A 19,372-nucleotide genomic window follows, 5' to 3' on the forward strand; every position below is an offset into this window, starting at 1 on the left:
TGCCTGCTGCACCAGAGCCAGGTCGCGCTGGCTGGTTGGCTGCTTGTCGATCACCTTCTGCGCAATCAACGCCGCTGCCATGTCATCGGTCGGGATGAACGTGTCCTTGCCGACCATGCGCAAGAATCGTGGCGCCGACAACCCGCCCAACTGGTTGCCGTGCTTGGCCAGGTACTTCCACAAGCCGACAATGTCGGTCACTGGCCAGTCGGCGATGAACGCACCAAAACTGCCATGCGCCTTGGCGATATCCAGCACCATTTGCGCATTGCGCGGCACGCTCTTGAGCTTGCCCAGGTGGCGGATAATGCGCTCATCCTGCATCAACCGCTCCAGATGCTCGGCGCCCATCAGCACCACTTTCTCCGGGTCGAAGCCAAAGAACACCTGCTCGAACGCCGGCCACTTGGCATCCACCAGGCTGTGCTTGAGCCCCGCGCGGAACACGCGCAGGGCCAATGTCGACAGGTAGCGGTCGTCACTGATGTCGCGCAGTTGCGCCGGCGTGCGCGGCTGCGGCAGGAAAGCCTCCAGCGCCTGGGCCGAACCAAAGCGGTTCAGGCAATACTCATGCAACCACTGGTAATCACGCATGGGCTCAGATGTTCAGCACGTCGAGGAAACGCGGGGTAGCGTTTTCGTCGATCTTCAGGCTGGTGAAGTCAAACAGATTCCGGTCGGCCAGCTGCGACGGTGCCACGTTCTGCAGGGCACGGAAGATGCTCTCGGTACGGCCCGGGTGCTTGCGTTCCCACTCCACCAGCATGTCCTTGACCACCTGGCGCTGCAGGTTTTCCTGCGAGCCGCACAGGTTGCACGGGATGATCGGGAATTCCTTCATGTCCGAGTAGGCCTGGATGTCCTTCTCGCTGCAGTAGGCCAGCGGGCGGATCACCACGTTGCGGCCATCGTCGGCGCGCAGCTTCGGCGGCATGCCCTTGAGCGCGCCGTTGAAGAACATGTTGAGGAAGAAGGTTTCGACGATGTCGTCGCGGTGGTGCCCCAGCGCCATCTTGGTAGCGCCGATTTCGTCGGCGAAGGTGTACAGGGTACCGCGGCGCAGGCGCGAACACAGCGAGCAAGTGGTCTTGCCTTCGGGTACCAGCTCCTTTACCACCGAGTAGGTATCCTTCTCGACGATGTGGTACTCGACCCCCAGTTCCTTGAGGTAAGCCGGCAATACGTGCTCAGGGAAGCCCGGCTGTTTCTGGTCCATGTTCACCGCAACGATCTCGAACGTGATCGGTGCCACCTTCTGCAGGTGCAACAGAACGTCGAGCATGGTGTAGCTGTCCTTGCCGCCGGACAGGCAGACCATGACCTTGTCGCCATCCTCGATCATGTTGTAGTCGGTGATGGCTTCGCCAGCGAGACGACGCAGGCGTTTTTGCAGTTTGTTCTGGTTGACCGAGAGGGTGCCCATAGCGCTTGGATCCGCGAGGTGTGACAAAAGCCGACTATTTTACGCACAAACGCGATGCCGCTGTAGGCATTCCGATAAAGACTTCATTGCAATCAACAGCACGGCTTAAAGCGCAATTTGCTCTAAAAAGCGCGGTTTATGTGGGTAACGGCTTCCTATACTGCGACATAAGGCCACATTACCGCTTGCATCGGTGTTAGGGCCTCGGGCCGCTTGCGCTCCATATTGGGGGGCGTTTGGCAACATTGAGAGGAGTGATCGGCATGATTCATCACGTTGTGGGGCTGTTTACCCATCCCGATCAGGAATGGCGGGAGATTCGTGGCGAAGAAGAAACCATCAGCCACATGTACCTGACACACACCCTGATCCTCGCGGCGATTCCTGCCGTTTCGGCGTTTATCGGCACTACCCAGGTGGGCTGGGTGATCGGTGACCGGCCAGCAGTGATGCTGACCATGGAAAGCGCAATCTGGATGAGCATCATGTCCTACCTGGCCATGCTCGCCGGGGTGGCGGTAATGGGCGCGTTCATCCACTGGATGGCCCGCACCTACGATGCCAACCCGTCCATGGCGCAATGCATCGCTTTTGCCACCTACACCGCTACCCCCTTGTTCATCGGTGGCCTGGCGGCGCTCTACCCCCACCTGTGGCTGGGCATGCTGATCGGCACTGCCGCCATCTGCTACACGGTGTACCTGCTGTATGTCGGCTTGCCGACGTTCATGAACATACCGTCGGATGAAGGCTTCCTGTTCTCCAGCTCGGTGCTGGCAGTGGGCTTGGTGGTACTGGTGGCTATCATGGCCGCTACCGTGATTATCTGGGGACTGGGCGTGGGGCCCGTCTACACCAACTAGAACAGACCGAACCAACACTGGGGCATCAACCAGGGGCCGCCGCAAGGCGGCCTCTGGCTGTGCGCTGACCGGTGACTCGGCAAGCCACCTGCGCTTGCGGCATAATGCCTGGTCAGGAGAACCGCCCCGCCATGCCCGAGCAGCTCAAACAACGCGTCGAAACCTGTTACCAGCAAGCCGAAGCCTTTTTCAAACGCCGCTTCCCGCGCCCCGAAGTCAGCTTCAAACTGCGCGGGCAAAAAGCCGGCGTCGCCCACCTGCACGAGAATCTGCTGCGCTTCAACCTGCAGCTCTACCGCGAAAACCAGGAAGACTTCCTGCGCCAGACCGTGGCCCATGAAGTGGCACACCTGGTTGCCCACCAGCTGTTTGGCGACCGCATCCAGGCCCATGGTGAAGAGTGGCAGTTGATCATGCGCGGGGTGTATGAACTGCCGCCCAATCGTTGCCACAACTATGACGTGCAACGGCGCGCAGTGACCCGCTACATCTACCGCTGCCCGTGCCCGCAAAGCGACTTCCCGTTTACCGCGCAGCGGCACAAGCTGGTGCACCAAGGGCGGCGATACCTGTGCAAGCGGTGCCGGGAAATCTTGGTGTACAGCGGCGAGACGCGGGTCGAATAGATCGGGGGTCGCTTGCACCGGCCCTTTCGCGGGCAAGCCCGCTCCTACGGGTTTCGTGCAATTCCCGGGACGTGCGCTGCACCCGTAGGAGCGGGTTTACCCGCGAAAGGGCCGGAACAGGCCATGCACAAATCCCAGGCATGAGAAAGGCGACCCGAGAGTCGCCTTCCTGTACCCGCCTGCGCCTTACTTCTCGACGAAGGCACGCTCGATCAGGTAGTCACCCGGCTCGCGCATGCGCGGGGAGATCTTCAGGCCGAAGCTGTCCAGCACTTCGCTGGTTTCGTCGAGCATGCTCGGGCTGCCACAGATCATCGCGCGGTCGTCTTGCGGGTTGATCGGCGGCAGGCCGATGTCACTGAACAGCTTGCCGCTGCGCATCAGGTCGGTCAGACGGCCCTGGTTTTCGAACGGCTCGCGGGTCACGGTCGGGTAGTAGATCAGCTTGTCGCGAACCGACTCACCGAAGAACTCGTTCTGCGGCAGGTGCTCGGTGATGAACTCGCGGTAGGCCACTTCGTTCACATAGCGCACGCCGTGCACCAGGATCACTTTTTCAAAGCGCTCGTAGGTTTCCGGGTCCTGAATGACGCTCATGAACGGCGCCAGGCCAGTGCCGGTGCTCAGCAGGTACAGGTGCTTGCCAGGATTCAGGTCGTCGAGCACCAGGGTGCCGGTAGGCTTCTTGCTGATGATGATCTCATCGCCTTCCTTCAGGTGCTGCAGCTGCGAGGTCAGCGGGCCGTCCGGCACCTTGATGCTGAAGAATTCAAGGTGCTCTTCCCAGTTTGGCGAAGCGATGGAGTAGGCACGCATGAGCGGACGGCCGTTGTCCTGCTGCAGGCCGATCATCACGAACTGACCGTTCTCGAAGCGCAGGCCCGGGTCGCGGGTGCACTTGAAGCTGAACAGGGTGTCGTTCCAGTGGTGCACACTGAGGACACGTTCGTGGTTCATGTTGCTCATCGATGGGGCTCCTGAAGAAAAACGCGCGCGCAAAGCGCACAGTTGCGCAATAGTTTAGGGGCAGCGACAATATCTGTTAACTGGATTATCAAGATATGTGTTATCGGTTATATCGATATGCGATTCACACTCCGTCAAATGCAAGTCTTCGTCGCCGTCGCCCAGCACCAAAGCGTCTCTCGGGCCGCCAGCCTGTTGGCGCTGTCGCAGTCGGCCGCCAGTACCTCTATCACGGAACTGGAGCGGCAATCGAGCTGCCAGCTGTTCGACCGTGCCGGCAAACGCCTGGCCCTCAATGCCCTGGGCCATCAATTGCTGCCACAAGCAGTAGCCCTCCTTGACCAGGCCAAGGAAATCGAAGACCTGCTCAACGGCAAATCCGGTTTCGGCTCACTGGCGGTCGGCGCCACCCTCACCATCGGCAACTACCTGGCCACCCTGCTGATCGGCAACTACATGCAGACACACCCGGAAAGCCAGGTAAAACTGCATGTCCAAAATACTGCGCATATCGTGCAACAGGTCGCGCACTACGAAATTGATCTGGGTCTAATCGAAGGTGACTGCAACCACCCCGACCTGGAAGTTCAGCCGTGGGTCGAGGACGAACTGGTGGTGTTCTGTGCGCCACAGCACCCACTGGCGAAACTGGGCCGCGCCGATATCGAAAGCCTCTCGCAGGAGGCGTGGATCCTGCGCGAACAAGGCTCAGGCACGCGCCTGACCTTCGACCAGGCCATGCGCCATCACCGCGCCAACCTTAATATTCGCCTGGAGCTGGAGCACACCGAAGCGATCAAGCGCGCGGTGGAGTCAGGCCTGGGCATCGGTTGCATTTCACGCCTGGCCCTGCGTGACGCCTTCCGCCGCGGCAGCCTGGTACCTGTGGAAACACCGGAGCTGGACCTGCTGCGCCAGTTCTACTTCATCTGGCACAAACAGAAGTACCAGACCTCGGCCATGCGTGAGTTTCTCGAGCTATGCCGCAGCTTCACTGCGGGCTTTACCCGCAGTGACGAGATCGTGCTGCCGCCGATCGCTTAAAGCAGGATCACTCCCCACACCAGCGCCACCATGGTCAGTGCCACCAACTGTGCGGCGCTGCCCATGTCCTTGGCATTTTTCGACAGCGGGTGGCGCTCCAGCGAAATGCGATCGATGGCCGCCTCCACCGCCGAGTTGAACAGCTCGACGATCAGCCCCAGCAGGCAAACGGCGATCATGATGGCCCGCTCGGCGCGGCTGACCGGCAGCCAGAAGGCGATCGGGATCAGCAGCACGTTGAGCAGCACCAGCTGGCGGAATGCGGCCTCGCCCTTGAAGGCGGCACGCAGGCCGTCCAGCGAGTAGCCAGCGGCGTTGAAGATGCGTTTGAGGCCGGTCTGGCCCTTGAATGGCGATGTCATGTGAGTCACTTCACAGCAGAAAGGCCAGCAGACTAGACCGGCTCGGGTCAAAAAAGCGTGAAGCCACACGCAGTCAGTTGCTGGCAACCGATTCAAGTTGTTGCAGCAGCAGTGCAGCCTGGGTCCGGGTACGCACGCCCAGTTTACGGAAGATCGCGGTTACGTGGGCCTTGATGGTCGCTTCCGACACGCTCAGCTCATAGGCGATCTGCTTGTTCAGCAAGCCTTCGCAGACCATGGTCAGTACGCGGAACTGCTGCGGCGTGAGGCTGGCCAAGCCTTCGCTGGCGGCCTTGGCCTCGGCCGAAACATCGACCTTTTCGAACGCCTGCGGCGGCCACCAGACCTCGCCGTCGAGCACCTTGCGCACCGCATCCTGGATCACTTCCAGGGTGCTGGACTTGGGAATGAAACCACTGGCGCCGAACTCGCGGGACTTGACCACCACGGCGGCCTCTTCCTGTGCCGAAACCATCACCACGGGGATCTGCGGGTACTGCCCGCGGAGCAGCACCAGACCGGAAAAACCGTAGGCACCCGGCATGTTCAAGTCCAGCAGCACCAGGTCCCAGTCGGCTTTTTCGCTCAGGCGGGTTTCCAGTTCGGCAATGCTTGCGACTTCGACCAGACGCACATCGGAGCCAAGCCCGAGGGTAACGGCCTGGCGCAGGGCGCCACGGAACAGTGGGTGGTCATCGGCAATCAGGATTTCGTATGTGGCCATCGATCTAAGGATCCTGTTCTGTGCCAGGCACTCGAGTGGAAGGGAAGCGCCCGGCGGGGAATCGGCGCCAAGGAGGCCGAGCACGGTCAAGGGAGATCAAGCCAATCGCCCTGCCGTCTCGCCCACCCTGGCTGCCAGCTCCGTCATTATGAACCAAAGCAGGGGTTGTGCCCCTTGGACTATAGGAAGGTATGCAAACGCTGGTGGGTGTCGTCCTGCTCGTCAAGCGGCAGCCGCCGTTTGCCACTCAGGTAATGCAGGCTGAACACATCCAGATAAGCATCCAGCGCCTGCGAAGCCTGGCTATCGCCAGCAAGGTCCAGGCACATGGCCGCAACTTCTGCCGTACAGAAATGATCATCGCGCTTGGAGCGCCGCAGGCGGTAGCGCGACATCTGCTCGGCTTGCAGGCTCAACACCGGGAAGCGGTCCAGGTACGGGCTTTTGCGGAACATCTTGCGCGCTTCGGTCCAGGTGGCATCCAGCAGGATGAACAATGGACGCTTGCCCGGCTCGCGCACCACCTCGCTGACCACCCGCTCCTGGGCAACGAACTCGCCCGGAAAAACGATATAGGGCTGCCAGCGCGGGTCATCGAGCAAGGCCAGCAGGCGCTCGTCAACTGCGGTGCGCAACCAGCCGAAGGCCCAGGTGTCTTCAATCAGGTCGGCAATCAACCAGCCGGTGTTGGTGGGTTTCAGCGGCTCGGTGTCGTGCATCAGCAGGCACACACCTGCGTCAGCCTGCACCCTAGGCTTCCAGGCACACAGGCAATGGGTGGCGATGACCCGGCAATCCGGGCAACGCTCGGCACGCGAGCCACGGGCGATGAAAGGCTTGTTGCTGCGGGCCAGGCGTTCGGCGCGCAGACGCGCTACCGCATGGCTCATGCCGGCAGGCCTCTGGACAGATTGAAAATGGGCACAAGGATGACTCGGAGAAAACAAGGCGGCCAGTCTACCAGAACAGGTGGCAATTGCTGTGCAGCCGGCAATGCGCTCCTTATAATCGGGTTTCTACCGTGCCGGTCCTCGCCACGCGCAATTTTACGGAACACCGTTGACCCGCGCATGTCAAAGCGCCAGTCATCGAACCAGGAGAGATTCATGCTGCGCCTTATCGCCCCCGCCCTGAGCCTGCTGCTCGCCCTGCCTCTGGCAGCCCAGGCGGCATCCAAGCAGGATTACGACCTGAACACCCTGCTGCAGAAGGTCGCCAAAGAGAGCAGCGTCGGCACCCCACGCGCAATCAACGAGGACATTCTCGATCAGGGTTACACCGTTGAAGGCAAGGCACTGGTCAACCATCTGAGCGTACGCCAGAGCCACGCAGCGCGCATGCAGGCCAACCCTGAGCAGGTGCGCAGCCAACTCGGCGACAGCGTGTGCCGCAACAACGGCTTCCGCAACCTGATGTCCAAGGGTGCCGTCATGGTCTACCGCTTCACGGTCTACAAGACCAACCAGCCCGTCATGGACCAGGCCTTCGACAACGCCAGCTGCGTGGCCGGCAACAAGAAGAAGTAAGCACAGCGACGACGCTACGCCTTTTCGTCCTCATGAGCGTGCCAGCGCCCTTCAACGTCATCGGCGCGCATCTCCGCCAACAGCGCCTGCAAGTATCGCGACCGGCACTCCAGCCCCGACAGCCTGCGGCGGCACTCGGCTTCAAGGCTCAGGTGATGCACCTGGGCCGCATTCTCCAGCTGCTGGTAGAGCTGCCAGTCCACTTCGATGACCAAGCGATGCATACCGCCACCTCCTGCATCGACACGTTTCACTCTACCAGTTAACCAAACCCGTGCTGCCGATGGCCGCAGGCCGACAGGCGGCTGCGCCGAACACCTCGGCACGATCGGGCGCAAGGGTCTAGATTGAGGTCAGAGGTATTGGTGCAGAAGGAGACGTCGCATGCCTTACCATTCGAATGAACTGCTGTTCAGCCACTTCCGCGACAACAATATCGACCTGAGCAATATCGAAGCACAACTGCAACTGGTTGCCCCCAACAGCCCCAACCTGCCGCTCTACCGCGACATGATGCTGACCATCCTGCGCATGGCCCATGACGACAGCGACCGCTGGAGCGCCAAGATCACCCTGCAGGCCCTGCGCGAACTGGACCAGTCGTTCCGGACCCTGCAGCGCTACAAGGGCCGACGCAAAGTGACCGTGTTCGGCTCGGCACGCACCCCGCTGGAGCATCCGATGTACGCCCTGGCCCGCGAGCTGGGCGTCACTCTGGCGCGCTCCGACCTGATGGTTATCACCGGCGCCGGCGGCGGCATCATGGCGGCCGCCCACGAAGGCGCCGGCAGCGAGCACAGCCTGGGCTTCAACATCACCTTACCCTTCGAACAACATGCCAACCCGACGGTGAACGGTACCGACAAACTACTGCCGTTCCACTTTTTCTTCATTCGCAAGCTGTTCTTCGTCAAGGAGGCCGATGGCCTGGTGCTGTGCCCTGGCGGCTTCGGCACCCTGGATGAAGCGCTGGAGGTACTGACCTTGATCCAGACCGGCAAGAGCCCACTGGTGCCGGTGGTGCTACTGGATTCGCCGGGCGGGAGCTTCTGGCACGACTGCCTGGACTTCATCAGCCGCCAGTTGGAAGAAAACCGCTACATCCTGCCCAGCGACCTGAAGCTGGTGCGCCTGGTGCACAGCGCTGACGAGGCGGTTGAGGAAATCAACCAGTTCTACAGCAACTACCACTCCAGCCGCTGGCTGAAGAGCCAGTTCGTGATCCGCATGCACCATGCGCTCAGCGAGGCGGCGTTGTATGACATTCAGGAAGGGTTTGCCGATTTGCGCCTGAGTGGCAAATATCACCAGCAAGCGGATAGCAGCGCCGAGCACGAAGTTGGCAATTACAGCCACCTGACCCGCCTGTCATTCGCCTTCAACGGCCGGGATCAGGGCCGCTTGCGTGAGCTGGTGGATTTCATCAACCTGCCGGAGAACTGGGCCAAGCCACAACCCATGCATACCACGCAGAGGGCCAGGCAGGCGCTGAAAGTGAGTTGATGCTTTTCTATAACAGCTCGCGTGATACCTGCAGGAGCAACCCTAGGCTGTTTGCTCCTGCACATGATCGGTTGTTGGGCGCAGACCTTCGTAGGAGCGGGTTTACCCGCGAAAGGGCCTGACCTGCTGGCCAATTTCCCTGGTCATTCGCCGTCGCAGCCGCCATCGTATTCGCGGGTGAACCCGCTCCTACCTGTGGTTGGAGCAGACCGTCGTAGGAGCGGGTTTACCCGCGAAAAGGCCTGACCTGCTGGCCAATTTCCCTGGTCATTCACCGTCGCAGCCGCCACCGTATTCGCGGGTGAACCCGCTCCTACCAGTGGTTGGACGCAGACCGTCGTAGGAGCGGGTTTACCCGCGAAAGGGCCTGACCTGCTGGCCAATTTCCCTGGTCATTCGCCGTCGCAGCCGCCACCGTATTCGCGGGTGAACCCGCTCCTACACATGGAATGGAGACAGCCGGGGGCATTTGGCAAAACAGATTATCCGCTACGGGCGCGTGCCACCCACTGTGGTTTCGAGCTTCAATAATCGTCGAGATCACGCCCGCTGAGCAGACGACCGATCATGTCCATAGGGAACCCACGGTAAGCCAGGAACCGGGTCTGCTGGGCGCGGCTGCGCGGATCTTGCGGGCGCTGCCCGGCAAACTTGCGCTGCCACACGTCGCGCATACGCTCGCCCCAATTCACCTCGCTTTCACGCAGGGCCTGGTCGATATCTGCACGCGCCAAACCACGCTGACACAGCTCTTCGCGAATACGCGCAGGGCCATAGCCAGAGCCGGAACGATAACGAATGAAACTCTCGAGGTAGCGGGCTTCACTAAGCAGCCCTTCTTCGGCGAGCCGATCGAGTTCAGGCTCGATCAGCTCGTCCGAAGCGCCGCGCTGACGCAACTTGCGCGTCAGCTCGACTCGACCGTGCTCACGTCGTGCGAGCAGGTCCATGGCTGTCCGCCGGATGGCGACGGGGGTGTCGAGTACGGCAGACATATTGGGCTATCTACTGCGCAATCAATAACCGGCGTCAGCGTCGGCCATGTCATCGGCATCAGCTTCAGCAGCAGCAGCTTTGCCGGCTTCAGCAGCAGCACCCGCTTTCAGCAACTTCTCACGAATCTGCTTCTCGATCTCGGCACCAATAGCCGGGTTCTCAGCCAGGTACTTGGCAGCGTTGGCTTTGCCTTGACCGATCTTGTTGCCCTGGTAGGCGTACCAGGCACCGGACTTCTCGACCAAGCCCTGAGATACCCCCAGATCAATGATCTCGCCGTTACGGTAGATACCTTTCCCGTAAAGAATCTGGAACTCAGCCTGACGGAACGGAGGCGAGACCTTGTTCTTGACGATCTTGACGCGGGTTTCGCTGCCGACCACCTCGTCGCCTTCCTTGACCGCGCCGGTACGGCGGATGTCCAGACGGACCGAAGCGTAGAACTTCAGGGCGTTACCACCGGTAGTGGTTTCCGGGCTGCCGAACATCACACCGATCTTCATACGGATCTGGTTGATGAAGATGACCAGGCAGTTCGCGTTCTTGATGTTACCGGTGATCTTACGCAGTGCCTGGGACATCAGGCGGGCCTGCAGGCCCACATGCATGTCACCCATCTCGCCTTCGATCTCGGCCTTCGGTACCAGCGCGGCAACGGAGTCGACAATGATCACGTCGACCGCGTTGGAACGCACCAGCATGTCGGTGATTTCAAGGGCCTGCTCACCGGTGTCCGGCTGCGAAACCAGCAGGTCATCGACGTTGACGCCCAGCTTGCCGGCGTACTCAGGGTCAAGGGCATGTTCGGCGTCGACGAAGGCGCAGGTAGCACCGTTCTTTTGCGCTTCAGCGATGACAGACAGGGTCAGCGTGGTCTTACCCGACGATTCCGGGCCGTAGATCTCGACGATACGGCCTTTTGGCAGACCGCCGATGCCCAGGGCGATATCCAGGCCCAGCGAGCCGGTGGAGATGGCCGGAATGCCTTGACGCTCATGGTCACCCATGCGCATGACCGCGCCTTTACCGAATTGGCGTTCGATCTGACCCAGGGCCGCAGCCAAGGCGCGCTTCTTGTTGTCGTCCATTGAAATCCTCACGTGTTCGACTTGGCCCTGACGGCCGGAATACCTGTATAAGTAGCCAGTATTATTCCACAGGCAGACGCCCGCGCAAACCCCTGTCGTCGATTTACTCGGCACCAAGCTGTAACAAGCCGTCTAACGCGGCGATCACCGTCTGTCGGCGCACCGCCTCGCGGTCACCGTCGAACTGCCGACGTTCGCTGAACACCCGGTCGCCATCACCCCAGGCCAGCCACACAGTGCCCACCGGTTTGGCTGGCGAGCCGCCGTCCGGCCCGGCCACACCACTCACCGCCACGGCGAAGCGTGCGCCACTGGCGGCCTGAGCCCCACGAACCATGGCTTCGACCACCTCCTGGCTGACTGCCCCCACCTGACCGAACAACGCTTCAGGCACCCCCAGCTGGCGGGTTTTCTGGGCATTGGAATAGGTGACGTAACCGGCCTCGAACCAGGCCGAGCTGCCAGGTATGCGGGTGATGGCTTCGGCAATGCCACCACCGGTGCAGGATTCGGCGGTAGTCACCTGCGCATTGAATCGGCGCAGGTGTTCACCCAGGCGGGTGGCGAGCGTGGTGATCGGGTCCATGTAGGGTGCTCCTGGTAGGCTGCCCTCTACCCTATCATTCTGGGGAGGGTGGGCGGCACCCGATCTCACAGACGATAAACCACTCATGGCATGCATCAGAGCATCAGCACAATTTTAAAGTACCCGCCGCCCTCACTGATATTCAGCCAAATCCCGCAGCGGCAGGCCACAGCGCCCACAGGCTCTACGTGAGATAACGATTTCTCCGACAAAAATGCGCTCGACCTCTATGGCCCGGTGCCGGAACAGCCTACACACGATACGCCTGAACAAAATAACTACCTCAGAAGTTCAGCCGAAGCATGGTGCGCCAGATGTTTTTCAGAGGTGAGCGGCGGTGCTTCGCCCAGTTACGTTCCCACCATTCATCTTCATTGCGCACTACCTGCTCCAGGTCACTGCCTGCAACGGCGGCGGCATGCTGGCGGAACATCATGGGAAATACGCAATGCTGGCGGATCTTGTGTTTGACCACCACATCCACAGGCGTGCCATCATAGGGTGTCTCTGCCAGAATCCTGCAGCCCTCGCGGGACAGCACGTAAGCGTGCAGCGCAACAACCCGGCCCCTGGCGATGAACGGGAACCAAGTCAGCCAGGTTCGCCCCATGGAATAGCCCAGATGCAGGGCCTCGAATCGTCGGGTCTGCATGAACCGGTTTACCCAGCGCACCTGCCAAGCTTTGAATTCATAGGCCTTGGCATCGTCTTCGAAAATCAGAACTCTGTCGTGACCATTGTCGAGCGCATGGCGGGCCAGTTGCTGATGCGATTCGTAGCACCCTCGCCTGGGGTCGTTGTTTTTCTCGACGACATGAAAGACCACTTGATTGTCGAGTTGCCGCCCGATGGTTTCGCGGAACAGCGCACGCCGGTCACCCCGCATATCGAGGGAGATACAAAATACCGCATCGACATCAAAACGAATTCCGCTCACTGCTCTAATCAACCTTGCAATAGATGTTTACCGGGCCAGGTACCACCGCAGGTGAATGAGGCAGGCCATCCCTGATGATCAAGTTGCGCAATTCTCCACAGGGGGCACATGGTGTCAATATGCCTTCACCACGGTTGCCCGGTACTGCCTGACCGGCACCCGTGGTAACCTATGCGACTTTAAAATCCGGTGGGTCTCGGCGTCGCCAAACGCAACACAGAACGCCCCAAATTTGCCCCACAATGTTGAGACCTACTTTCTAAGCCATTGATGAATAAAGCAATCTCAGATCTTTCCGCACACACCCCGATGATGCAGCAGTACTGGAAGCTGAAGAACCAGCACCCGGACCAGCTGATGTTCTACCGCATGGGCGACTTCTACGAGATCTTCTACGAAGATGCGAAAAAGGCCGCGAAACTGCTGGATATCACCCTGACCGCCCGCGGTCAGTCGGCCGGCCAGTCCATCCCCATGTGCGGGATTCCGTTCCATTCGCTGGAAGGCTACCTGGCCAAGCTGGTCAAGCTCGGCGAGTCGGTGGTGATCTGTGAGCAGATCGGCGACCCCGCCACCAGCAAGGGCCCGGTGGAGCGCCAGGTGGTGCGCATCATCACCCCGGGTACGGTCAGTGACGAGGCACTGCTCGACGAGCGCCGCGACAACCTGATTGCAGCATTGCTCGGTGACGAGCGCCTGTTCGGCCTGGCGGTACTGGACATCACCAGCGGCAATTTCAGCGTGCAGGAGATCAAGGGCTGGGAAAACCTGCTGGCCGAACTCGAGCGCCTGAACCCGGTCGAGCTGTTGATCCCCGACGACTGGCCACGGGACCTGCCTGCGGAGAAACGCCCAGGCGCCCGCCGCCGCGCACCCTGGGACTTCGACCGCGACTCGGCACGCAAGGCCCTGTGCCAGCAGTTCGCGACCAAGGACCTCAAGGGCTTCGGCTGCGACAAACTGACCCTGGCCATCGGCGCCGCCGGCTGCCTGCTGACCTACGCCAAGGAAACCCAGCGCACCGCCCTGCCGCACCTGCGCAGCCTGCGCCACGAGCGTCTGGACGATACGGTCATCCTCGATGGGGCCAGCCGGCGCAACCTGGAGCTGGACATCAACCTGGCCGGCGGGCGCGACAACACCCTGCAATCGGTGATCGACCGCTGCCAGACCGCCATGGCCAGCCGCCTGCTGAGCCGCTGGCTGAACCGCCCGCTGCGCGACCTCAAGGTGCTGCAAGCACGCCAGGACTCGATCCGCTGCCTGCTCGACAGCTACCGCTTCGAGAAGCTGCAGCCGCAGTTGAAGGAAATTGGCGATATCGAGCGGATCCTCGCCCGGATTGGCCTGCGCAATGCCCGCCCGCGCGACCTGGCACGCCTGCGCGATGCGCTGGGTGCGTTGCCAGAGCTGCAGAACGCCATGACCGAGCTCGAAGCACCGCACCTGGCGCGTCTGGCGGTCATTACCGGTACCTATCCGGAGCTGGCCAGCCTGTTGGAGCGGGCGATCATCGATAACCCGCCGGCGGTGATCCGCGACGGCGGTGTACTGAAGGCCGGCTATGACAACGAACTGGACGAGCTGCTGGCAATCAGCGAGAACGCCGGCCAGTTCCTGATCGACCTGGAAGCCCGAGAAAAGGCTCGCACCGGCCTGGCCAACCTCAAGGTCGGCTACAACCGCGTGCACGGCTACTTCATCGAACTGCCGACCAAGCAGGCCGAACAGGCCCCGGGCGACTACATCCGCCGCCAGACCCTCAAAGGCGCCGAGCGCTTCATCACCCCGGAGCTGAAGGCGTTCGAGGACAAGGCATTGTCGGCCAAGAGCCGCGCCCTGGCCCGCGAGAAGATGCTCTACGACGCGCTGCTGGAAACCCTGATCAGCCATCTGGCGCCGCTGCAGGACAGCGCCGCCGCGCTGGCCGAGCTGGATGTGCTCAGCAACTTGGCCGAGCGCGCACTGAACCTCGACCTTAACTGCCCACGCTTCGTCGACGAGCCTTGCCTGCGCATCGAGCAGGGCCGCCACCCGGTGGTGGAGCAGGTGCTGACCACGCCGTTCGTGGCCAACGACCTGGGCCTGGACAACAGTACGCGCATGCTGATCATCACCGGCCCGAACATGGGCGGTAAGTCGACCTACATGCGCCAGACCGCCCTGATCGTGCTGCTGGCGCACATCGGCAGCTTCGTGCCGGCAGCCAGCTGCGAGCTGTCGCTGGTCGACCGCATCTTCACCCGCATCGGCTCCAGTGACGACCTGGCCGGCGGGCGCTCGACCTTCATGGTGGAGATGAGCGAAACCGCCAACATCCTGCACAACGCCACCGACCGCAGCCTGGTGCTGATGGACGAAGTGGGCCGCGGCACCAGCACCTTCGACGGCCTGTCGCTGGCCTGGGCTGCCGCTGAGCGCCTGGCCCAGCTGCGTGCCTACACCTTGTTCGCCACCCACTACTTCGAACTGACCGTGCTGCCGGAGAGCGAGCCGCTGGTGGCCAACGTGCACCTGAACGCCACCGAGCACAATGAACGCATCGTGTTCCTGCACCACGTGCTACCCGGCCCTGCCAGCCAAAGCTACGGCCTGGCCGTTGCGCAGCTGGCCGGCGTACCGACGGCAGTGATCCAGCGTGCCCGCGAGCACCTTGGCCGGCTGGAAACCACCAGCCTGCCCCATGAGCAGCCTGCGGCCCACAAGGCCAAGGACGCGCCGCAAGTGCCGCACCAGAGCGACTTGTTTGCCAGCCTGCCTCATCCTGCCATCGAGAAGCTGGGCAAGCTGCAACTGGACGACATGACCCCGCGTCAAGCTATCGAAATGCTATATCAACTAAAGAACCTGTTATAACGGCGCCCATTACAAGCTGGTAGAATCCGCCGCGGTTTGCTGGTGCTGCAGGTTATTAGCCTGGCCTGCAGCCACATACCCGTAAACCGCGCGGCCCTGAGAGGAAGGGCCGCCGCCGTCGCCTGAGGAGAGAATTAGAAATGACCTTCGTCGTCACCGACAACTGCATCAAATGCAAATACACCGACTGCGTGGAAGTCTGTCCGGTGGACTGCTTCTACGAAGGCCCGAACTTCCTGGTCATCCACCCGGACGAGTGCATCGACTGCGCCTTGTGCGAGCCGGAGTGCCCAGCGCAAGCCATCTTCTCGGAAGACGAAGTGCCTTCGGGCATGGAAAACTTCATCGAGCTGAACGCCGAGCTGGCGGAAATCTGGCCTAATATCACCGAGCGCAAGGACGCCCTGCCGGACGCTGAAGAATGGGATGGCAAGCCTGGCAAGATTGCCGACCTGGAGCGCTGATAGCGCCCAGACGCGAAAAAGGCCCTTCGGGGCCTTTTTTGTTTTCCTACAGGCAAAAAAAAGGGGCGGTTTGACCCGCCCACATTTTTTCCGTAGTCCCTGCTTGTCCCAAACATCATCCTGATGAAATCGCTTCTTGCGATGTCCCTGGCCTTCATCCTGAAAGCCTGTGCATGTCCCTGTGCACAGTTCGAATACTAGCGGATTCAGCCCGGCGAGCAAGCGATGGACCTTGCAAGGTATTTCCGCGGACACATTTACTCACCGGTGAATAAACCATGCTTTTCAATGGGTTGTAAAAAGGCAGCCTTTGGAAGCGACTTTGATTTACTGAAGGTTGCATGGAAAGCTTACACAACGAGTAAGCAAAGGCTTACACGCGATGTTACCGGGGTAGCGCGGTACACATTTGATAGATGTCTTGCCAGGTAGCGTATGGGCGCCATGCGCCTCGGGCAATCTGAAGGGCAACTCGCTTTTCGCCACAAACAAAAACGCCCCGAGATGATCGGGGCGTCTTTTGTTACAGCGCTAGCTACTGGAACAATGACTCGCTGGACAGACCATTCTTTTCAAGGATCTCGCGCAAGCGCTTGAGCCCTTCCACCTGGATTTGCCGCACGCGTTCACGGGTAAGGCCGATCTCCAGCCCAACATCCTCCAGGGTACTGCTTTCATGGCCGCGAAGGCCAAAGCGGCGTACAACCACTTCACGCTGCTTGTCGGTCAACTCACCCAGCCACTGATCGATGCTCTGCGACAGGTCGTCATCCTGCAGCAGTTCGCACGGGTCGGTCGGGCGGTCGTCGGTCAGGGTATCGAGCAGGGTCTTGTCCGAATCCGGGCCAAGCGACACGTCTACCGAAGACACCCGCTCGTTCAGGCCGAGCATACGCTTGACCTCGGCGACCGGCTTTTCCAGCAAGGTGGCGATTTCTTCCGGCGAGGGCTCGTGATCGAGTTTCTGCGTCAGCTCGCGCGCGGCGCGCAGGTAGACGTTCAGTTCCTTGACCACGTGGATCGGCAGGCGAATGGTGCGGGTCTGGTTCATGATCGCCCGTTCGATGGTCTGGCGAATCCACCAGGTCGCATAGGTCGAAAAACGGAAACCACGCTCCGGGTCGAACTTCTCGACCGCCCGGATCAGCCCCAGGTTGCCCTCCTCGATCAGGTCGAGCAACGACAGGCCACGGTTCACGTAACGACGGGCAATTTTGACAACCAGGCGCAGGTTGCTTTCGATCATGCGCTTGCGGCCGGCAGGGTCACCCTTTTGCGACAAGCGCGCAAAATGCACTTCTTCTTCCGGCGAAAGCAGCGGCGAGAAACCAATCTCGTTGAGATACAGCTGGGTGGCATCGAGCGCCCTGCTGTAATCGATGTACTTGTGTTGCTTGAGCGAAGAGCCCGATTTGGCCCTCGTCCGAACCGAAGATACAGCAGGTTCGTCTGACACCACATCCGTTTCCAAAACGATACCCGTCTCCATCAGGAGGACGTCATCGTCGATGTCAAACTCCGGCACTTCTTTACTGAGAGCCATTGTTATAATCCTTTGCTGAGTTCGAACTCAGACTCGAGCGGCACCTTTCTCCCTGGCAGCGCTTGAGCCTGTCCCCTCTACATCACAGGAACAGGCTGGGTACAACGGTCAACGACGTGGCAGGAACTGGAGTGGATCGACGGGTTTGCCCTGGCGGCGAATCTCGAAATGCAGCTTCACCCGATCTGTGCCCGTAGACCCCATTTCAGCAATCGACTGCCCTGCCTTGACCTGCTGCCCCTCCCGAACCAACAGCCTGCGGTTATGACCGTAGGCACTGACGTAGGTGTCGCTGTGCTTGATGATGATCAGCTCGCCGTAGCCCCTCAAACCACTCCCGGCATAAACCACCGCACCATCAGACGCAGCAAAAACAGGCTGTCCCAAATCACCGGCGATATCAATGCCTTTATTCAAACTACCGTTTGAAGCGAATTTTCCAATCAGTACACCGTTGGCAGGCCAGGTCCACCCACCTACCGCGCGCTCTGCGGCTGGTACGGTAGCAACCACAGGGGCAGGGGCGGAAGGCGCCGACGTGGCCGGTTTGCTGGTGCTGGCAGGCGCCGTGGCAGTGCTGCCCACAGGCCGCCGCGTGACCGTGGTGCGGCTTGACGAGGACGGGCTGGACACCACCGTGGTGCGGCTGCTGGAACCGCTGCTGAAACGAATCGCTTGGCCCGGGCGGATGGTATAAGGCGCCTGAATGCCATTGCGTGCAGCCAGCTCCTTGTAGTCCCAGCCATAACGGAAGGCGATGGAGAACAGGGTGTCGCCTGGCTTGACGATGTATTGCCCAGAAGTCACCGCCGGGCGCTTGGGCACGGTGTTGTTGCGGTCGACCACCCGCGCGCTGTTGCTGCTGGTGCTTGAGCAACCCACCAGAAGCGAGCCCATGGCCAATGCAATCACCAGAAGCTTGAAACCCGACCCGTCCTTGCGCTGCCGAATGACTGTGTGACCCACCCGCGCTCCCCTCATGGTGCCGAAAATCGATATGAAGACAAGAAAATGCAATATTGTTGCAATTATAACCAAGCCAGCCGGTAATGGCAGACGGGTACAAAAGACGGGCATAAAACCCCGGTGCACGCTGTGCGTCAGCGCTTCGCACCGCCTGATAGACAGGGCGAAGCGACAAGAATTCGCCACCGGCACAAAAATACACCGCGCCTCATGCCCGCACAGCTCGGATCAACAGGCCTCAGGCCAGGGGACCATTGAGCAGCGGCACGAAACGCACAGCTCCCAGTACCCGACGGGAGAATCCATGCTCCTCGCGCACGATCAGCATCAGTTGCTGCGCTTCGCCGGCCGGCCCTACCGGGATGACCATGCGCCCACCGGGTGCCAGTTGGTCGAGCAGTGCCTGTGGCACTTCCGGCGCCACGGCGGTGACGATGATGCCGTTGTACGGCGCAAGCGCCGGCCAACCCTCACAACCGTCACCCCAGCGGAAGACCACGTTGCGCAGGTTAAGCTCCACCAGGCGCTCTTTGGCCCGGTCCTGCAGTACCTTGATGCGCTCTACCGAAAACACTCGCTCGACCAGCTGGGCCAGGATCGCCGTCTGGTAGCCCGAACCGGTGCCAATCTCCAGCACCTTGTCCAGCGGCCCGGCCTCGAGCAACAACTCGCTCATGTGAGCAACCATGAACGGCTGGGAGATGGTCTGGTTGTGGCCGATCGGCAGCGCGGTGTCTTCGTAAGCCCGATGCGCCAGCGCCTCGTCGACGAACAGGTGGCGCGGCGTACGACGGATCACGTCGAGCACCTTGGTGTTCGAAACCCCCTCTTCGCACAAGCGCTGGATCAGCCGCTCCCGGGTACGCTGAGAGGTCATGCCGATGCCACGCCGCAGCATA

General features: G+C 60.9%; 21 protein-coding genes. 7 read left to right on the forward strand and 14 right to left on the reverse strand.

Annotated features, from left to right (window positions below; translation table 11 throughout):
• Window positions 1–594, reverse strand: a 594-nt coding sequence (locus V7787_RS38245) for a DNA-3-methyladenine glycosylase I (RefSeq protein WP_198747636.1), incomplete at its 3' end; no start/stop codon positions are given.
• A 4-nt stretch (window positions 595–598) separates the two neighbouring features.
• Window positions 599–1,423, reverse strand: coding sequence for a tRNA 2-thiocytidine(32) synthetase TtcA (ttcA, locus tag V7787_RS38250; RefSeq protein ID WP_014592121.1), 825 nt, complete (start codon window positions 1,421–1,423; stop codon window positions 599–601).
• 263 nt (window positions 1,424–1,686) lie between these two features.
• Here ttcA and V7787_RS38255 point away from each other — a divergent pair, with 263 nt between their 5' ends.
• Both V7787_RS38255 and V7787_RS38260 read left to right on the forward strand, forming a co-directional pair.
• Window positions 1,687–2,286, forward strand: coding sequence for a Yip1 family protein (locus V7787_RS38255; RefSeq protein WP_003252385.1), 600 nt, complete (start codon window positions 1,687–1,689; stop codon window positions 2,284–2,286).
• 131 nt (window positions 2,287–2,417) lie between these two features.
• A complete protein-coding gene (locus V7787_RS38260; RefSeq protein ID WP_003252383.1) occupies window positions 2,418–2,912 on the forward strand; it encodes a SprT family zinc-dependent metalloprotease in 495 nt (164 codons plus the stop codon).
• A 186-nt stretch (window positions 2,913–3,098) separates the two neighbouring features.
• On the opposite strand, the gene fpr is transcribed toward V7787_RS38260, so the two are convergent.
• A complete protein-coding gene (fpr, locus tag V7787_RS38265) occupies window positions 3,099–3,878 on the reverse strand; it encodes a ferredoxin-NADP reductase (protein ID WP_003252381.1) in 780 nt (259 codons plus the stop codon).
• A gap of 117 nt (window positions 3,879–3,995) precedes the next feature.
• Between fpr and finR the strand changes: the two genes are divergently transcribed.
• On the forward strand, window positions 3,996–4,922 hold the full coding sequence (gene finR, locus V7787_RS38270; protein ID WP_004574844.1) for a LysR family transcriptional regulator FinR: 927 nt from the start codon (window positions 3,996–3,998) through the stop codon (window positions 4,920–4,922).
• Here finR and V7787_RS38275 read toward each other — a convergent pair.
• The 3 genes from V7787_RS38275 to V7787_RS38285 all read right to left on the reverse strand — a co-directional run bounded on the left by V7787_RS38275 (window position 4,919) and on the right by V7787_RS38285 (window position 6,898).
• Window positions 4,919–5,284: a diacylglycerol kinase gene (locus tag V7787_RS38275; RefSeq protein WP_010952700.1), complete on the reverse strand. Its 366-nt coding sequence runs from the start codon at window positions 5,282–5,284 to the stop codon at window positions 4,919–4,921. The genes finR and V7787_RS38275 overlap by 4 nt on opposite strands.
• Window positions 5,285–5,357: 73 nt before the next feature.
• Window positions 5,358–6,008 carry a response regulator transcription factor ErdR gene (gene erdR / locus V7787_RS38280; protein WP_010952699.1) on the reverse strand — a complete coding sequence of 217 codons (651 nt, stop codon included), beginning with the start codon at window positions 6,006–6,008 and terminating at the stop codon, window positions 5,358–5,360.
• A gap of 179 nt (window positions 6,009–6,187) precedes the next feature.
• A complete protein-coding gene (locus tag V7787_RS38285) occupies window positions 6,188–6,898 on the reverse strand; it encodes a tRNA-uridine aminocarboxypropyltransferase (RefSeq protein ID WP_004574842.1) in 711 nt (236 codons plus the stop codon).
• 216 nt (window positions 6,899–7,114) lie between these two features.
• Between V7787_RS38285 and V7787_RS38290 the strand changes: the two genes are divergently transcribed.
• Window positions 7,115–7,534 (forward strand): quorum-sensing-regulated virulence factor family protein, encoded by a 420-nt coding sequence (locus V7787_RS38290; RefSeq protein WP_003252372.1) that lies wholly within the window; start codon window positions 7,115–7,117, stop codon window positions 7,532–7,534.
• Between the two features lie 14 nt (window positions 7,535–7,548).
• Here V7787_RS38290 and V7787_RS38295 read toward each other — a convergent pair whose 3' ends face one another.
• Window positions 7,549–7,758, reverse strand: coding sequence for a hypothetical protein (locus V7787_RS38295; RefSeq protein ID WP_064493442.1), 210 nt, complete (start codon window positions 7,756–7,758; stop codon window positions 7,549–7,551).
• Between the two features lie 160 nt (window positions 7,759–7,918).
• On the opposite strand from V7787_RS38295, the gene V7787_RS38300 reads away from it, so the two are divergent.
• Window positions 7,919–9,037: an LOG family protein gene (locus V7787_RS38300; RefSeq protein WP_336092781.1), complete on the forward strand. Its 1,119-nt coding sequence runs from the start codon at window positions 7,919–7,921 to the stop codon at window positions 9,035–9,037.
• A 524-nt stretch (window positions 9,038–9,561) separates the two neighbouring features.
• On the opposite strand, the gene recX is transcribed toward V7787_RS38300, so the two are convergent.
• The 4 genes from recX to V7787_RS38320 all read right to left on the reverse strand — a co-directional run bounded on the left by recX (window position 9,562) and on the right by V7787_RS38320 (window position 12,644).
• Complete coding sequence (gene recX / locus V7787_RS38305; RefSeq protein WP_003252366.1) at window positions 9,562–10,032, reverse strand: recombination regulator RecX; 471 nt, start codon at window positions 10,030–10,032, stop codon at window positions 9,562–9,564.
• Window positions 10,033–10,053: 21 nt separating this feature from the next.
• The gene (recA, locus tag V7787_RS38310) at window positions 10,054–11,121 is read right to left on the reverse strand and encodes a recombinase RecA (RefSeq protein WP_003252365.1); all 1,068 of its coding nucleotides are present in this window, start codon (window positions 11,119–11,121) and stop codon (window positions 10,054–10,056) included.
• 103 nt (window positions 11,122–11,224) lie between these two features.
• Window positions 11,225–11,707 carry a CinA family protein gene (locus V7787_RS38315; protein ID WP_010952695.1) on the reverse strand — a complete coding sequence of 161 codons (483 nt, stop codon included), beginning with the start codon at window positions 11,705–11,707 and terminating at the stop codon, window positions 11,225–11,227.
• A gap of 283 nt (window positions 11,708–11,990) precedes the next feature.
• A complete protein-coding gene (locus V7787_RS38320; RefSeq protein ID WP_029615342.1) occupies window positions 11,991–12,644 on the reverse strand; it encodes a hypothetical protein in 654 nt (217 codons plus the stop codon).
• Window positions 12,645–12,926: 282 nt separating this feature from the next.
• Here V7787_RS38320 and mutS point away from each other — a divergent pair, with 282 nt between their 5' ends.
• Together mutS and fdxA are read left to right on the forward strand one after the other, a co-directional pair.
• Complete coding sequence (gene mutS, locus V7787_RS38325; protein WP_336092797.1) at window positions 12,927–15,500, forward strand: DNA mismatch repair protein MutS; 2,574 nt, start codon at window positions 12,927–12,929, stop codon at window positions 15,498–15,500.
• A gap of 140 nt (window positions 15,501–15,640) precedes the next feature.
• The gene (fdxA, locus tag V7787_RS38330; RefSeq protein ID WP_003252355.1) at window positions 15,641–15,964 is read left to right on the forward strand and encodes a ferredoxin FdxA; all 324 of its coding nucleotides are present in this window, start codon (window positions 15,641–15,643) and stop codon (window positions 15,962–15,964) included.
• A gap of 535 nt (window positions 15,965–16,499) precedes the next feature.
• Here fdxA and rpoS read toward each other — a convergent pair.
• The 3 genes from rpoS to V7787_RS38345 form a co-directional block, all read right to left on the reverse strand.
• Window positions 16,500–17,507, reverse strand: coding sequence for an RNA polymerase sigma factor RpoS (gene rpoS, locus V7787_RS38335; RefSeq protein ID WP_003252351.1), 1,008 nt, complete (start codon window positions 17,505–17,507; stop codon window positions 16,500–16,502).
• A gap of 108 nt (window positions 17,508–17,615) precedes the next feature.
• Window positions 17,616–18,473: a peptidoglycan DD-metalloendopeptidase family protein gene (locus tag V7787_RS38340; RefSeq protein WP_049588177.1), complete on the reverse strand. Its 858-nt coding sequence runs from the start codon at window positions 18,471–18,473 to the stop codon at window positions 17,616–17,618.
• 238 nt (window positions 18,474–18,711) lie between these two features.
• Window positions 18,712–19,350, reverse strand: a complete 639-nt coding sequence (locus tag V7787_RS38345) for a protein-L-isoaspartate(D-aspartate) O-methyltransferase (protein ID WP_003252348.1) — start codon at window positions 19,348–19,350, stop codon at window positions 18,712–18,714.
• Between the last annotated feature and the right edge of the window lie 22 nt (window positions 19,351–19,372).

Source organism: Pseudomonas sp. CGJS7 (genome assembly GCF_036961695.1).

Bases quoted from the DNA above. Each gene is read 5' to 3' on its own strand.
- ttcA (WP_014592121.1), bottom strand. From the start codon at position 1,423: ATGGGCACCCTCTCGGTCAACCAGAACAAACTGCAAAAACGCCTGCGT.
- V7787_RS38255 (WP_003252385.1), top strand. From the start codon at position 1,687: ATGATTCATCACGTTGTGGGGCTGTTTACCCATCCCGATCAGGAATGG.
- V7787_RS38260 (WP_003252383.1), top strand. From the start codon at position 2,418: ATGCCCGAGCAGCTCAAACAACGCGTCGAAACCTGTTACCAGCAAGCC.
- fpr (WP_003252381.1), bottom strand. From the start codon at position 3,878: ATGAGCAACATGAACCACGAACGTGTCCTCAGTGTGCACCACTGGAAC.
- finR (WP_004574844.1), top strand. From the start codon at position 3,996: ATGCGATTCACACTCCGTCAAATGCAAGTCTTCGTCGCCGTCGCCCAG.
- V7787_RS38275 (WP_010952700.1), bottom strand. From the start codon at position 5,284: ATGACATCGCCATTCAAGGGCCAGACCGGCCTCAAACGCATCTTCAAC.
- erdR (WP_010952699.1), bottom strand. From the start codon at position 6,008: ATGGCCACATACGAAATCCTGATTGCCGATGACCACCCACTGTTCCGT.
- V7787_RS38285 (WP_004574842.1), bottom strand. From the start codon at position 6,898: ATGAGCCATGCGGTAGCGCGTCTGCGCGCCGAACGCCTGGCCCGCAGC.
- V7787_RS38290 (WP_003252372.1), top strand. From the start codon at position 7,115: ATGCTGCGCCTTATCGCCCCCGCCCTGAGCCTGCTGCTCGCCCTGCCT.
- V7787_RS38295 (WP_064493442.1), bottom strand. From the start codon at position 7,758: ATGCATCGCTTGGTCATCGAAGTGGACTGGCAGCTCTACCAGCAGCTG.
- V7787_RS38300 (WP_336092781.1), top strand. From the start codon at position 7,919: ATGCCTTACCATTCGAATGAACTGCTGTTCAGCCACTTCCGCGACAAC.
- recX (WP_003252366.1), bottom strand. From the start codon at position 10,032: ATGTCTGCCGTACTCGACACCCCCGTCGCCATCCGGCGGACAGCCATG.
- recA (WP_003252365.1), bottom strand. From the start codon at position 11,121: ATGGACGACAACAAGAAGCGCGCCTTGGCTGCGGCCCTGGGTCAGATC.
- V7787_RS38315 (WP_010952695.1), bottom strand. From the start codon at position 11,707: ATGGACCCGATCACCACGCTCGCCACCCGCCTGGGTGAACACCTGCGC.
- fdxA (WP_003252355.1), top strand. From the start codon at position 15,641: ATGACCTTCGTCGTCACCGACAACTGCATCAAATGCAAATACACCGAC.
- rpoS (WP_003252351.1), bottom strand. From the start codon at position 17,507: ATGGCTCTCAGTAAAGAAGTGCCGGAGTTTGACATCGACGATGACGTC.
- V7787_RS38345 (WP_003252348.1), bottom strand. From the start codon at position 19,350: ATGACCTCTCAGCGTACCCGGGAGCGGCTGATCCAGCGCTTGTGCGAA.